The sequence below is a fragment of the Streptomyces sp. NPDC029014 genome (genome assembly GCF_055564695.1).
This window is the reverse complement of record NZ_JBVHVT010000102.1, coordinates 14,269-27,621: the sequence shown is the minus strand read 5'-3', so window position 1 is coordinate 27,621 and position 13,353 is coordinate 14,269. Positions and strand designations below refer to the sequence as shown.

Sequence of the window (13,353 nt, the reverse complement as noted above, 5' to 3'; positions counted from 1 at the left end):
GGAAGGAGGGAAAGAAGGTCGGTGTTGGAAGTGGGTGTCTGTGCCCCTTTTTTGTGGCTTTCGCCCCGGGGGGGTAGACCGGGGGGGGGGGAGGGGGGGGGGGGGTGTTCCACGGAAAACACCCCCCCGCTCCCGTGCGTCAACTCCCGTCCGCCAGACGCCCGACGGGAAGCCGGAGCGTGGTCACCGCGCCCCCGTCCGGCGCGTTGGCGAAGCCGAGGGTGATTTCCAGGACCGCCGCCTGTCCGGCCGCGATGGTCAGGCCCAGCCCGTGGCCCCGTCCGCGGCCCGGATCCCCGGTCCGGAAGCGCTGCGGGCCCTGCTCGATCAGCGGCGCCGGGTAGCCGGGCCCGTGGTCCCGTACGGTCACCACCGGACCGTCGACGGTCACCTCGATCGGCGGGGCGCCGTGCCGGTCGGCGTTGGCCAGCAGGTTGGCCAGGATCCGGTCGAGGCGCCGCCGGTCGGTGAGCACCTCCATGTCGCGGACCACCCGCACCGAGACCTCCAGCCGGGTCGCGGCGGCCGCCCGCCGTACGGCCCGCCCGAGTTCCACCCGGGACAGATCGGCGTGCTCGACGCCCGAGTCCAGCCGGGAGATCTCCAGCAGGTCCTCGGTAAGCCGGTGCAGGGCCGCCAGCCGGTCGTTGATCATCTCCTTGGGGCGGCCCTCGGGCAGCAGCGAGGCCGCGGCGAGCGAGCCGGTCAGCGGGGTCCGCAGCTCGTGCGCGACGTCCGCGGTGAACCGCTTCTCCGCCTCCAGCCGCTCCTGCAGCGACCTGGCCATGGTGTTGAGCGCCTGCGCCACGTCCCGGACCTCGTCGCGGTGCGCCCCCTCGCCCGCGGCGTCGGGGATGTCGACGCGGGCGTCGAGGTCGCCGGCGCTGATCCGGCGGGCGACGGCGGCGGTGGTCGTCAGCCGTCGGCTGACCCGGTCGGCGAGGAACAGGCCGGCCAGCGCCACCACCCCGGCGGCGAGCGCGGCGGAGGCGAGGATCGCGGCGTCGAGCTCCCGCAGCCGGCTGCGGGTGCTCTCGTACGAGACCCACACGGCCAGGGGCTTGTCGTCCGCGGGTCCGGCGGCCCACATGACGGGTCGGCCGGCGTGCTCGCCGACCATGCTGCCGGTCCGCCCGCGGGCGACGAGCCCCCGCAGCGCTCCCGGCAGGTCGGGCGGGTCCAGCGAGACGTTCAGGTGGCCGTGGGAGGTGCCGTACTGGTACTCGGTCAGGGCGTGCTCCAGGTCCCGGTCGGCGTCCTTGCGGACCTCGCCGACGACCTGCCGGGCGACCACGTTGTGCACGAGGACCCCCAGCACGGCGGCGACGGCACAGCACACGGCCGTCGTGGTCAGGGCGATCTTCCAGCGCAGACTGCTCGTCACCCGCACGGTGTGCCGCCCCTCAGCCCCGGATCGCCGCGCACGGGGTGGAGCCGGTCTTCAGGGTGGGGCAGTCGTCGAGGGTGAGCTCGTCCAGGTCCATGGTCCCCGTCCCGGGGTTCCACACGTAGTCCGAGATGGAGACCTTCCGCGGGTTCGAGGTCGGCTCGCGCACCGCGAGGTGCTCGGCGGCGACCTCCACGCCCTCCAGGACCCCGCGCCGCGACAGGATCCGGGTGACGGAGCCGTCGTCCCGGACGGTGTAGACGCGCAGCTCGCTGGTGCGGCCGTCGATGTCGACGGCGGTGATCAGCTCGTCACGCCCGTCGCCCGTCACGTCGTGCAGCACGGGCGGGCGCACCGGGCAGTCGGGACCGCCGTCCACAGCCTGTGTGCAGAGCGCGAGCCGTCGCACCGCCCGGGGGTCGACGAGGCGTCCCGAGCCCGCGTCCTGCCGGTCGGCGGCCGTGATGTCGGCCCGTACGACGGCCAGCGCGTCGACGTCGTGCATGCTCCGGCCCGGGACCTCGGGCAGCCCGGGGACCACCGCGGCCGCACCGGGTTGCTCGCCGGGTCCGGGCGGGGAGGGGCGGATGCCCTGCCACAGGGTCTGCGGGGCGTGCACGGTCCCCAGGTCGCCGTCGCCCCGCAGCCCTTCCACGTCGGCGCACCCGGCCGTGGCCGCGAGGGCGGCGGCGAGGACCGGGGCCACGGCGCGGCGGTGCCGGCGGACCGGGAGGAGGGACCTCATGCCCCGATGCTCTCCCGGCCGGGCCCCGGCAGCCGGGCAGGAGGCCCGTTCGGGGGACCGCCCGCCGGGCCGCGCGGGCGGCGGCCGGTTCAGGGCTCGGACGAGGCGATCCCGCGCGCGGCGGCGACCTCCTGCCGGACCGGCTCCAGGACGGACGCCTCGTCGCCGGGCAGCTCGGCGGGGGCCCGCAGCTGGGCGGGGGTCCGGGCGGTGCGCACCCCTTCGGCGAGGGCGTGCAGGTCGGCGGTGAGCGCCGTCACCTCGGCGGACCGGGGCTCGGGGGCCCCGTGGTTGACTCGGACCCGGGCGGCGGTGGTGGCGTCGACGATCCGCTCGACGGCGACGACCAGCGGCCACCACGCCGCGGCCCGCGCCCCGGTCGGCGGTGGCTCGGTCAGCGCCCGCTGGAACTCGCTGCGTACGGAGGACAGGTCGCGGTAGAGGCGGCGGCGGGCCTGGAGCCGCACGGTCCGCGCGGCTCGCAGCCCGGCCGTCGTTTCGGGCGGCGGGCCGCCGAAGGCCCGTTCCACGTAGCCGGCGGCGTCGTCGACGGTGTCGGCGAGCCGGTCCCCGATCCGCGTGCGCCAGCTCTCGGGCCACAGGCAGTAGCCGAAGACCAGGGTGATCGCGCAGCCGATCAGGCTGTCCAGCAGGCGGGGCCGGACGAGGTCGAAGCCCTGGTGGTTGAGGAGGTCCGACAGCAGCAGGATCACGGGGGTGATGGCGGCGGTCTGGAAGGCGTATCCCTTCGCGGAGAACGCGGGGATCAGCGCGGCGAGGACCGCCATGACCGGCACGTCCCACCAGCCGCGCGGCACCTCGGCGAGCACGGCGGCCGCGACGACGAGCCCGCCCACCGTGCCCAGCGCCCGCAGTACGGCCCGGGAGAACACCGAGCCGAAGTCGGGCTTGAGGACGAAGGTGACGGTCAGGGCCACCCAGTACGAGCGTTCGACGGGCACCAGCGAGACCAGCGACTGGGCGAGCCCGATGCACAGGGCGAGCCGCAGCCCGTACCGCCAGGACGCCTCGGACAGCATCACGTCCCGCGCCGTCCGCCGGGCCCGGACGGGCAGGGCGACGGGCCGCCCCAACCGGTCGTCGTCGACGCTGCGCAGGGTCGGCCCGGGCAGGTGCACGACGGTCGCCGCGTGCCGCAGGGCTGCGTCCAGGGCCCGTTCGGCGGGGGTGCGCGGGACGGGCAGGTCCAGTACGGGTGCCTCGGTGCTGCCCTCCTGCACGGCCCGGCCGAGGTCCCGTACGGCCGCCGGGACGGCGGGGGGCAACGGGCGGCCGCGCAGGTGCAGGGCGGGCGCCGCCTCGACGAGCGGGATCACCACGTTCAGCTGGGCCAGCAGCCGGACCAGCGAGGGGCTCCGCCCGTGGACCCGGGCGCGCCGGCCCAGGACCAGGTCGTAGGCCTGGTTGAGGGTCTGGGTGACCTGCCGGCGGCGGTCGTCGTAGTCGGGGCCGCCGGCGGCCTCCAGGGCGTCGGCGAGGGCCAGGTAGGTGGCGGCGACGGCGGTCCGCTCGGGCTGCCGCCCGCGCAGTGGCCAGCCCAGCAGGGTCAGGGCCAGTACGAACAGGCCGCCGGCGCTCAACAGCAGCGGGGCCGTCCACCAGGGCTGCGGCAGCGGCAGGCCGGCCCCGACCACCGCGTTGAGCAGGAGCAGCAGTCCGGAGACGGAGGCGACCGTACCGATCGAGGAGATCATCCCGGAGACCAGGGCGATCAGGGTGAGGACGCCGACGGCCAGCCAGCCCCGCCCGAAGACGAGGGTGCCGAGCGCGACGCCCAGCGCGCCGAACATCTGCGGTACGGCGATGTTGAGGATCCGCATCCGGTAGGCGTCGGCGGTGTCGCCGATGACCCCCGACAGGGCGCCCATCGAGACGAGCGCCCCGTACTCCGGTTCGTCCACGGCGAAGCCGACCGCGAGCGGGACGGAGAGGGCGATGCCCGCGCGGACGACGGAGGCCCACGGGACGGGGACGCTCTCGGGCCGCAGGCCCGAGAGCAGCCAGGCGGGCGGGGTCAGCGGGTGCGGCCGGGCGCGCCCGGACGGTATGTCTTCGGTGCGTTCGGTGCCCATTCGCTTCCGTGCCGCCGCTCGCTCGTCGGTTTTCGGTTCTTCTGTGCGCTTGCGTGTTCTCTGCGCCGTTCTGCGCGCTTGGTACCTTCCGAGCTTATGGGGTCCGGCGGCCGCGACCGGCCAGCCAGGCGGTGAGCGCGACGACCAGTCCGACCGCCAGCACCACCCAGGCGGTGGTGCGCAGGAACGCGGTGAGCGCGTCGTAGACGGCGCCGGCCGCCGCGCGGTCGATGTCGGCCGGCAGGTCGTCGAGGGTGAGCCGGCGGCACACGGACACCGCGATCCCGAGCAGGACCGCCCCGAAGGCCAGCCCCAGGCCGGTGGCCGCCACGGCCCGGCGGCGGTTCACCGCGACGGCGATGGCCGTCAGGGCCAGCAACAGGGTCAGCACGGGAAGCCAGACACCGGCGATCTGCAACATGCGGAAGCCCTTCCGGAGTGCGCCGAGGTTGTCGTACTCCATGACCGTCACCGACACGTGGGTCACCGGGATGCGGTCGGCGAACGGCACCTCGTCGGCGACGAGTTCCGCCCGCACCTGCTCGACGACCGGTGCGAGGTCGAGGGTGACGGCGTTGCCGTCACCCGTGGTGAGGGCCTGGAGGAAGGCGGCGTGCGCGGCCCGGTTGGCCGCGTCCCAGGCATTGCGGTACGCGGCGGTGCCGGTGAAGGAACGCAGGGCCTCACCGAGCAGGGCCTCGACCCCGCCCTGGAAGGGTCCGGCGTCGATCTGCCCGGACAGGGCGCGGGCCGCCTGGGTGACGACGACCTGCTGGACGGCCGGGTTCGTGGCCAGCGGGGACATGGCGGCGGTGTAGCGGTCGGCGTCGCCCAGTTCGCGGTCGGCCCAGTACGCGACGGCGCTCGCGGGCACGAGCAGCGTCATGACCGCGATGAGTACCGCCGACAGGAAGGTGCGCACGTCACCAGGGAAATCCGCGGCCGCGGCCGGCGCGAGCGGGGGTGCTGCGGGCGGGTGGCGCCACGCCGGAGCCGGTGCGCCCGAGCCGGTGCGCCGGTACCGGCGCGGTGGCGCCTTCCCGGCCCTTCCCCCTTGCCTCAAGGATCCTGGACATCTAATGTCCAGATTATGAGGATGGGCGAGGGCGTCGAGTGGGCGCTGCACAGCTGCATCAACCTGGCCTGGATCGGCCCCGAGCGGGCCGTCCCGGCGGCGCGCCTGGCCGCCTGGCACGACCTGCCGGCCGCCTACCTGAACAAACAGCTCCAGGCGCTGGCCCGGGCCGGGATCCTGACCTCCACTCCGGGCCCGCGGGGCGGCTTCCGGCTGGCCCGTCCGCTGGCCGAGATCTCGCTCATGGACGTGGTCGTCGCCGTCGAGGGAGCCGCGGAGGCCTTCCGGTGCGCCGAGATCCGCAACCAGGGCCCGGGCGGCGGCTCCGCCGTCGACGGCGGCCCGGAGTGCGCCGTCGCGCACGCCATGGGCCGCGCCGAACTGGCCTGGCGCCGGGCCCTCGCGGAGCAGGACCTCGACGGGGTCCGGCGCGAGGCCGAGCGGCAGGCCCCCGAGGCCCCGGTCCGGCTGCGCACCTGGTTCGCCGACCCGGCCTGACCGGCGGCCTCCCCACCATCCCCACCGCCCCCACCTTTTCGCCCGTCCCACCCCGCCACCTGACCGAACCGATCGCACCGACCGACGTACGCCATCGACCCACCCAGGGAGCTCGGCAATGACGCGCAGCATCACCAACCCGGCAGGCCTCCACGACCCCGTGACCTTCGGCTACAGCCACGTCGTCTCCGCCCCCGGCGAGCAGGTCTTCATAGCCGGCCAGTACGGCTCGGACGACACCGGGCAGGTCGTCCCGGAGGACTTCGAGGCCCAGGTCGAGCGGGCCTTCGCCAACCTGCGGACCGCGCTCGCGTCCGTCGGCCTCGGCCCCGAGGACGTCGTCCGGATCGGCACCTACGTCGTCGGGCACGACCTGGAGAAGCTGAAGGCGCTCACCCGGCACCTGCACGCCACCTGGGGCACCGAACTGCCCGCCCAGACCCTGATCGGGGTCGCCTCACTGGCCCTGCCCGGGATGCTCTTCGAGATCGACGCCGTGGCCGTGCGCCCCGCCGGCAGCTGATCCACTTGCCGGGCCCGGGTGCCGGGTGTGCCCTGGATGGGGGAGAGAGGAGCCCGTCATGGCACATGCGGCACCCGTCGCCCACCGGCGGCCCCGGCCGACGGCGCAGGCGCAGCACATGGACAGGGGCGCACTGATCCGGGCACTGGTGCTCGGGCTGATCTACGGCGTCTACGCGGCCTTCATGAAGCGGCAGATGGGCCCGGTCGACGCCGGAAACGTCTTCTACGGGATCCTCTGCGGCGTGATCTTCGCCGCGATCATGTTCACTCTCGCCCGGGTCGGCCCCCGCATGATGCGGGAGGTGCGGGCGGCGTCGTACGGGGCGTTCGGTGGTATCGCCGTGGGCTACCTGTACAGCCTCACGGGCGATTCCATCCTGCGCTCCAGCTGGGTCGGCTTCATCACGGGCATCGGCGTCGGCGTGGTCGCCTTCTACCGCTACTACACGCACGAGACCTGACGGGCCCGGGACGCCGGTCCCCGTACCCCCTGGCGGGGTGCGGGGACCGGCGTCGTGTCGTGGCGCCGTGCAGTGGGTCGTGCTCCGCCGGCTCCCGCGGGCGTCAGTCCTCGGAGGCCGGGGCCGGAACGGAGGTCCCGCTCCGGGACAGGACCGCGGTCTCGTGCGCCGCGGTCTTCGGGGCCGCCCCGGCCTCGGGGGCGGCTGCGGTCTCCTCGGGCTCGGGCTCGGGCGCGGGGGCCGGCGCCGGCTTCGGCTTCGTCCTCGGCGGCGGCGTGGAGCGGGTGACCTCGGCGCGGATCATGGCGTTCAGGGCGGCGTACGGGTCGATGGGCATGCCGGAAAACCTCACGGTGTTCGGGGTGTGGGGGGTCGCGCGCTGCTGCTCGGCCCGCTCAGCAGCGCAGCACCACACTCCGCACCGTCCGCACGGACAGCGCCGGTTCGGCCGCCCCGTCCGGGGCGGTGCACACCGGCCCCGTGAGCGGTTTCACGTGAAACACCGGTTGCGGCAGCTCCCGCGCGCTGGGCAGCCCGCGCGCGGACGGCCGTACGGCGGCCCGCACTTCGGAATCCGACGCCGGATCCGACTCCCGTTCGGTCGGGGCACCCGGGTCGGCCGGTGTGCCGGAGGGGAGCTGCCGGACCGCATGCGCCCCGCCGGCCGCCGGTACGGCGGCAGGACCGGACGCGAACAGGCACAGCAGTGCGACACAGGCCGCCGCAAGGGCCCTGGCCACCGCCGAACGTGCATGCCGCGTCCCGGTCATGGCAGGGGTCTGCCCCGCCGCGCCGGGCACCTCCCCACCCCGGCCGCAGAAGCGCCCGACCGGGTGACGAAGTGACCCCCCTCGGCGTCACCCGGCCCGGCCGGGGCAGGGGTCAGCGGGGAGTGCGCCGCTGGCCGGTGAGCCGGGCCAGCACGGTGGTCTCACCGCTGACCAGACGCAGTTGGGCCCGCCCCGGCCGCTGCCCCCGCCCGGTGACCCCGGCGGGCGAGACCAGGTCGACGGTGAACACGGCGGTACGGCGGTCGGCGCGCGGGATCTCGACGGTCAGGCCCCGCCGCAGCTCGGCGAGGCGGACGTCGGGTGCGGTGACCACGGCCGTCCCGGCCGAGCCGGGCGCCGCACTGCCGGTGTCCCACAAGGCCTCCGTCCCCGTAGCCGCTCCCGATACCGCCCGCACCGGCACCCCGGTCCCGGCCCCGGTCCCCGAGGGGTCCGGCGGGCCCTCGTCGAGCCCGGGTCCGCCACGGGCCATCCGCAGGTCCACCCCCAGGCTGGGGATCTGGAGGCGCAACGGACGCGCCGGGCGCAGCGGTGTGATGGCGAGGGCCCGGGCGGGCCGGGACCCCTTGTCCGAGGTCTGCGGCCGGTGGGCCTGGTCCAGCTGCTCGACGAGCCGCCGGTGCCCGGACAGGCCCAGCACCCGCGAGGGCAGCGCGTCGGCGGAGCCGGCCGCCGCCGGCCGCGCCCCGTCGGTGCTGCGCAGCAGCCCTATCCCGGTGCCCAGCAGAACCGCTGTCAGCACGCCGACCACCCACTTGCCGCGGGGCATGGATTGTCCTCCCGGTCCGATGCACCGGCTCCGGCGGCCGGTTCTCCTGACAGCAGTGGACTCTCTTCCGGCCCCGGGCACCCGTGACAACGCCGAGGATTGACGCCCCGTCGCCGCCGGGAAGGACCCGGCCTGCGGGCGTTGTCCCAGTTGACGGCGGGTGTACGGGACGTTCCTGCACGCCGGGGCACGTACGCCCGAACGGGCTAGCGGACGTGGCGGAAGGAGGACCCGCCCGGGTCGCCCGCCATGACCTCGGCCGTCCGCCGCGGCTCCACGGGGGCCGCGCGGCCCCGTCCCCGCCGGCCCGCCCGCGCCGGCCGGGCGGGCGACCGCGTCAGGACACCACGAACGCCACCGCCGCCGCCCCCATGAGGGCGGCGGCGAGGTGGACGGCCGGATGGCCGTGGTCGCCGTACCAGAGCTGCCGGACCAGGCCGCCGAGGGCGGCCAGGGCCGCGATGACGGCGACCTGGGCGAGCAGGGTGACGGCGGTGAAGGGGGCCAGCAGCAGGGCGGCGCAGTTGAGCCAGAACGGGATCGCTCCTGTCCAGCCCCGCCACCGGCGGATCGCCGACCGGGGCCGTGGCCGGGGCCGGGGCCGTGACTGCGGCCGCGCCGGTGGCTGTGCGCGCGCCGCGGCCAGTGCCCCGGTCCGTACCGGGACCCGTGCCCCGGTCCGTGCCGGCGTCCGCGCGTGCGCCTGCGTTCGTGCCTGCATGGATCACCGACCCCTCGTCATCAACTCGCCGGCGCAACAGCCTCCTTGGGGGCGGCGGCGGGGACAAGTGCCCGTTCGGCAAGAAAACCGAAGGCCAGGCCGAAAGTCGTCCACATCACGGCCTGGATGGCCAGCGTCGCGAGGCGGAACTGCCACAGCAGCGTGCCCGGGAAGTCCGCCGGGACCTCGTCGACGGCGGGGAGGAAGGCGTACGAGACCGCGACCGCCGCGACGAACGCGACCGCCGCGATGACCGAGGCGTTCCAGTTGCCGAGCCCGGGAGCCAGGCGGCGGCCCAGGATCAGTGCCCCCGCGCCGAGCAGCACGCTCAGCGCGATCATCAGCAGGAACAGCACGGTCCTGCGTGCGGCGGTGTCGGGGTCACCGACGGCCGGCGGGTTGGAGGGGTACTTGAGGAAGGGGACCAGGACGACGGTGACGAACAGCCCACCGGCGACCAGCGCCGCCGTGGACTTCGGACCGAACCGGCCGATGCGGCCCAGGGCGTAGCAGAACACGAGGGCTGCGATGCCGCCCAGTGCGATGCCGTACAGGAGGGTGCCGGTGCCGAGGCCGGCCGTGGCCTGCAGGGCGCGGCTGACCGGCGCCTCCTCGGCGTGGTCGTGGCCGCCCGCGGCCGCCTCCTCCAGGGCGATGGCCGCGTCGACGCGGGACTCGCCGATGAGGTAGGCGACGAGGAAGGCGGCCACGCCCGCGAGCAGGCCAGCCAGCATGCCGCGCACCAGCAGGGCGCGGGGGGAGATGGAGTTCATGGGCTTCCCTTGATCAGTGAGCCGGTCGACCAGGTGATCAGTGGCAGGGGAAGCCGAGCAGGTGGCGGCCGTCGTGCATCCACTCGTGGATGGTCTCGCCCTCGAACAACGCGGTGGCGCCCTGCTCGACGCCGACGAGGTAGAACAGGGCCAGCATCAGGACGCCGGCGAAGAGGGCCCAGGGAGCGAGCGCGGAGAGGGAAATCGGTGCGATGGCGGCAGGAGCCGTCGTGGGCACGGCGGAGTCGGCCATGTCAGTACCTCCAGGGGGAACACGCGTCCCGGTCAGTGGTGCTCGCAACGACGGTGCGGGTCTGACTTCCCTCCTCTGCGGGAGGGTTCACAGTGGCGCGACCGTGCCGGGATTTCACCGGGCTTCCGTCGGACCGTCGTCTTGTTTGGTTGTCGTCCGAGACGGTACCGCGCTTATGCTCCCTTTATGAAGAGCGGCGTAGTACGAGTTCAGTTCGTTACAAGGCCGTTCGACGCATCCGCACGGCAGACGAGATTCGGCCACGGCGAGCCCTGCCCCGGTCACGAGGGCCTGCGCGGCCCGGACACCGGGCAGTGGGCGGGCCGCACCCTCGACGAGGTCGCCGCCGAGGACCCCGACGGCATCCGGCACTGGCTGACCGATCCCGCCTACGCGCCGCCCGGCGGGGAGTCCCTCACCGAACTGGTCGCCCGGGTCGGCGCCGTACTGGCCGGCCTGCCCTCGGGCACGCACCGCCCCGTGGTCGAGCAGGCCGTCGTACGGGCGGCCGTGGTCCACGCCCTGGAGCTGCCGCTCCCGGCGTTCTGGCGGCTCGACGCACGCCCCGACAGCGTGACCACGCTCACGGGCCGGGCCGGCCGCTGGAACCTCCTGCTCGGCCGTGCCGACGACGACGGCACCAACCGCTGACGCAGCGGGCGTTACGCCACGATCCAGTCGCTCGTCGCGATCACCGGCCGGACGCCGTCGCGGTGGACGGTGCCCTCGATCAGGCCGTACATCCGGTCCGCCGCGAGGTACACCTCGTTGTCGTTCTTGAGGCCGAAGGGCTCCAGGTCCACGAGGAAGTGGTGCTTGTTCGGCAGGTTCAGCCGCACCTCGTTGACCCGCGGGCAGTTGTCGAGCACCCGCTCGGCCATCTGGTTCAGGGTCTGCTGGAGCGAGTACGAGTACGTCTCCGCGAAGGCCTCCAGCATGTGCGTGCGCACCTTCTTGTACGACCGGTCCCAGTCGTGCTCCGGATCGTCCGCCGCGAGCGCCGAATGCGCCCAGCGGGCGGTGACCTTGGTCGCGAGGATGCGGTCGTACGCCTCCCGGAGCGTCGTGTACCGGTCCTTGAGGTAGCCGTGGAACTCGGAGTCCGTCGAGTTCATCACGGTCAGCTCCTTCAGGCCGGAGACGACCTGCAGGCCTGCGGACTCGCCGTACGTGATCTGCGCGGTGCGCACCTCCTGGCCCTTGCGGACGAAGGAGTGCTGCTCCCTGCGCGTGGGGACCGGGATCCGCTCCCAGGCGAACTCCTCGATCCGGATCTGGGCCTCGCGGATCGGCGTCCGGGAGGAGACGAAGTGCTTGGCGAGCAGGATGCCGAAGGCTTCCGGCGACTCGATGCCGTGCTCCTTGCCGAACGCGTACACCGTGTTCTTGGTGGTGTCGGTGGGCAGGCAGTTGGCGTTGTCGCCGGTCAGGTGGACGTCGCGGAACTCGCCGCGCAGCGCCACCGACACGTTGAGGTCGCGGATCTCGTGCCAGGAGCCGTCGCCGCCCTTACGGGTGACCTTGACGATGCGGTTCTCGGCCTTGCCGTACTGGTTCTGGGCCAGGACGTGCTTGCTCATGGTGTCTTCCTTCGGGTCCTCGGGAACACGGAGTCCGGTGGTCTGGAGTCCGTACGCCCGGCGTCCAGCGCCCGCCCGCACACCCTGGACGTCCGCTCCCCGCCGTCCGGTCCCGTGGGACCGCCCCGGGACTGACGTGCATCCCGGTCCGTACCGCTGATCGGATTGCACCACGCCCCGGCCCGGATCTCGCCCGTACGGATCATCCGAATCCGGGCGGCCCGGGCTTGGGTGACCGCACAGCAGCCGGGGTGGTCGCACAGCGGCCCGGAGCGGTCGCGAGCGGGAGCCCGTGGTCCCCGTCAGCCCGCCGTGTGCGCGTCCGCGACCGACAGGGCCGCGTCGAGGACCTCCAGACCCGTGGCCACGTCCTGCGGGGCGATGGTGCAGGGCGGGGCGATGTGGATGCGGTTCCCGGCGGTCAGCGGCCACAGCCCGCCCTTCCGGCAGGCGGCCGCGAACTCGGCCATCGGCGCGTTGTCGGCGCCCGCCGCGTTGTACGGGACCAGCGGCTCGCGGGTCTCCCGGTCCCGGACGAGCTCCAGGGCCCAGAAGGTGCCCAGGCCCCGGACCTCGCCGACCGAGGGGTGCCGCTCGGCGAGGGCGCGCAGGCCCGGGCCGAGCAGCTCCGCTCCGGTGCGAGCGGACTGCTCGACGACGCCCTCCTCCTCCATCACGTTGATCGTCGCGACGGCCGCGGCGCAGGCCAGCACGTGCCCGGAGTACGTGAGCCCGCCCGGGTACGGCCGGCGGGCGAAGGTCTCGGCGATGGCGGAGGAGATCGCGACGCCGCCGAGCGGGACGTATCCGCTGTTCACGCCCTTGGCGAAGCAGAGCAGGTCGGGGGTGACGTCCCAGTGCTCGGCGGCGAACCACTTCCCCGTACGCCCGAAGCCCACCATGACCTCGTCGAGGACGAAGACGATGCCGTGGCGGTCGCACAGCTCGCGCACCCCCGCCAGATAGCCCTCGGGGTGCACGAGCACGCCCGGAGCACCGCCGACGGTCTCCAGGACGATCGCGGCGATGGAGGCGGGCCCCTCGAAGACGATGGTGTCCTCCAGGTGGCGCAGGGCGCGCTCGCACTCCTCGGCCTCGGACGCGGACCAGAACGGCGAGCGGTAGGCGAACGGCCCCCAGAAGTGCACGACGCCCGCGGTCGCGCTGTCGTTGCCGAACCGCCGGGCGTCACCGGTCAGGTTGATCGCGGTGGAGGTGGCGCCGTGGTACGAGCGGTACGCGGACAGCACCTTCGGCCGGCCGGTGTGCAGGCGGGCCATGCGGACGGCGTTCTCGACGGCCTCGGCTCCGCCGTTGGTGAAGAACACCTTGTCGAGGTCGCCGGGGGTGCGCTCGGCGATCAGCCGGGCGGCTTCGGAGCGGACGTCGACGGCGAAGCCGGGGGCGAGGGTGCACAGGCGGCCGGCCTGCTCCTGGACGGCGGCGACGACCTTGGGGTGCTGGTAGCCGATGTTGGTGTAGACGAGGGCACTGGAGAAGTCGAGGTAGCGGTTCCCCTCGTAGTCCCAGAAGTACGAGCCCTCGGCGCCGGCCACGGCGAGCGGGTCGATGAGCTCCTGCGCTGACCAGGAGTGGAAGACGTGCTGGCGATCGGCGTCCTTGACGACGGCACGGGCTTCTGCGGCGTTCTCTGCGTCGATGGGATACATGGCGTGCGGGTC

The 13,353-nt window shown here is 74.2% G+C and carries 15 protein-coding genes; 4 read left to right on the top strand and 11 right to left on the bottom strand.

Going from position 1 to position 13,353, the window contains the following annotated elements:
• Positions 1 to 139: 139 nt before the first annotated feature.
• From ACZ4VL_RS35650 to ACZ4VL_RS35635, 4 genes are all read right to left on the bottom strand, one after another.
• A complete protein-coding gene (locus ACZ4VL_RS35650) occupies positions 140 to 1,390 on the bottom strand; it encodes a sensor histidine kinase (RefSeq protein ID WP_468208636.1) in 1,251 nt (416 codons plus the stop codon).
• A 13-nt stretch (positions 1,391 to 1,403) separates the two neighbouring features.
• Positions 1,404 to 2,132, bottom strand: coding sequence for a hypothetical protein (locus tag ACZ4VL_RS35645; protein WP_468208633.1), 729 nt, complete (start codon positions 2,130 to 2,132; stop codon positions 1,404 to 1,406).
• Positions 2,133 to 2,221: 89 nt separating this feature from the next.
• Positions 2,222 to 4,225: an FUSC family protein gene (locus tag ACZ4VL_RS35640; RefSeq protein WP_468208630.1), complete on the bottom strand. Its 2,004-nt coding sequence runs from the start codon at positions 4,223 to 4,225 to the stop codon at positions 2,222 to 2,224.
• 94 nt (positions 4,226 to 4,319) lie between these two features.
• The gene (locus ACZ4VL_RS35635) at positions 4,320 to 5,147 is read right to left on the bottom strand and encodes a hypothetical protein (RefSeq protein ID WP_468208627.1); all 828 of its coding nucleotides are present in this window, start codon (positions 5,145 to 5,147) and stop codon (positions 4,320 to 4,322) included.
• Positions 5,148 to 5,321: 174 nt separating this feature from the next.
• On the opposite strand from ACZ4VL_RS35635, the gene ACZ4VL_RS35630 reads away from it, so the two are divergent.
• The 3 genes from ACZ4VL_RS35630 (at position 5,322) to ACZ4VL_RS35620 (ending at position 6,784) form a co-directional block, all read left to right on the top strand.
• Entirely contained in the window at positions 5,322 to 5,798 is a 477-nt protein-coding gene (locus ACZ4VL_RS35630) for an RrF2 family transcriptional regulator (RefSeq protein ID WP_468208639.1), read from the top strand.
• A gap of 118 nt (positions 5,799 to 5,916) precedes the next feature.
• A complete protein-coding gene (locus ACZ4VL_RS35625) occupies positions 5,917 to 6,321 on the top strand; it encodes a RidA family protein (RefSeq protein WP_468208624.1) in 405 nt (134 codons plus the stop codon).
• A 58-nt stretch (positions 6,322 to 6,379) separates the two neighbouring features.
• A complete protein-coding gene (locus ACZ4VL_RS35620) occupies positions 6,380 to 6,784 on the top strand; it encodes a hypothetical protein (RefSeq protein ID WP_468208621.1) in 405 nt (134 codons plus the stop codon).
• A gap of 103 nt (positions 6,785 to 6,887) precedes the next feature.
• On the opposite strand, the gene ACZ4VL_RS35615 is transcribed toward ACZ4VL_RS35620, so the two are convergent.
• From ACZ4VL_RS35615 to ACZ4VL_RS35595, 5 genes are all read right to left on the bottom strand, one after another.
• Entirely contained in the window at positions 6,888 to 7,121 is a 234-nt protein-coding gene (locus tag ACZ4VL_RS35615; protein ID WP_468208618.1) for a hypothetical protein, read from the bottom strand.
• A 545-nt stretch (positions 7,122 to 7,666) separates the two neighbouring features.
• On the bottom strand, positions 7,667 to 8,344 hold the full coding sequence (locus ACZ4VL_RS35610; RefSeq protein ID WP_468208615.1) for a class F sortase: 678 nt from the start codon (positions 8,342 to 8,344) through the stop codon (positions 7,667 to 7,669).
• A gap of 337 nt (positions 8,345 to 8,681) precedes the next feature.
• Positions 8,682 to 9,065 (bottom strand): hypothetical protein, encoded by a 384-nt coding sequence (locus ACZ4VL_RS35605; protein ID WP_468208612.1) that lies wholly within the window; start codon positions 9,063 to 9,065, stop codon positions 8,682 to 8,684.
• Positions 9,066 to 9,085: 20 nt separating this feature from the next.
• Positions 9,086 to 9,838, bottom strand: a complete 753-nt coding sequence (locus ACZ4VL_RS35600) for a CbtA family protein (RefSeq protein ID WP_468208609.1) — start codon at positions 9,836 to 9,838, stop codon at positions 9,086 to 9,088.
• Positions 9,839 to 9,875: 37 nt separating this feature from the next.
• On the bottom strand, positions 9,876 to 10,091 hold the full coding sequence (locus ACZ4VL_RS35595; RefSeq protein ID WP_361097342.1) for a CbtB domain-containing protein: 216 nt from the start codon (positions 10,089 to 10,091) through the stop codon (positions 9,876 to 9,878).
• Positions 10,092 to 10,277: 186 nt separating this feature from the next.
• Between ACZ4VL_RS35595 and ACZ4VL_RS35590 the strand changes: the two genes are divergently transcribed.
• Positions 10,278 to 10,742: a histidine phosphatase family protein gene (locus ACZ4VL_RS35590; RefSeq protein WP_468208606.1), complete on the top strand. Its 465-nt coding sequence runs from the start codon at positions 10,278 to 10,280 to the stop codon at positions 10,740 to 10,742.
• Between the two features lie 11 nt (positions 10,743 to 10,753).
• Here ACZ4VL_RS35590 and pucL read toward each other — a convergent pair whose 3' ends face one another.
• Positions 10,754 to 11,671 carry a factor-independent urate hydroxylase gene (pucL, locus tag ACZ4VL_RS35585; RefSeq protein ID WP_468208604.1) on the bottom strand — a complete coding sequence of 306 codons (918 nt, stop codon included), beginning with the start codon at positions 11,669 to 11,671 and terminating at the stop codon, positions 10,754 to 10,756.
• 302 nt (positions 11,672 to 11,973) lie between these two features.
• Positions 11,974 to 13,341: an aminotransferase class III-fold pyridoxal phosphate-dependent enzyme gene (locus tag ACZ4VL_RS35580; RefSeq protein ID WP_468208601.1), complete on the bottom strand. Its 1,368-nt coding sequence runs from the start codon at positions 13,339 to 13,341 to the stop codon at positions 11,974 to 11,976.
• Positions 13,342 to 13,353 lie beyond the last annotated feature (12 nt).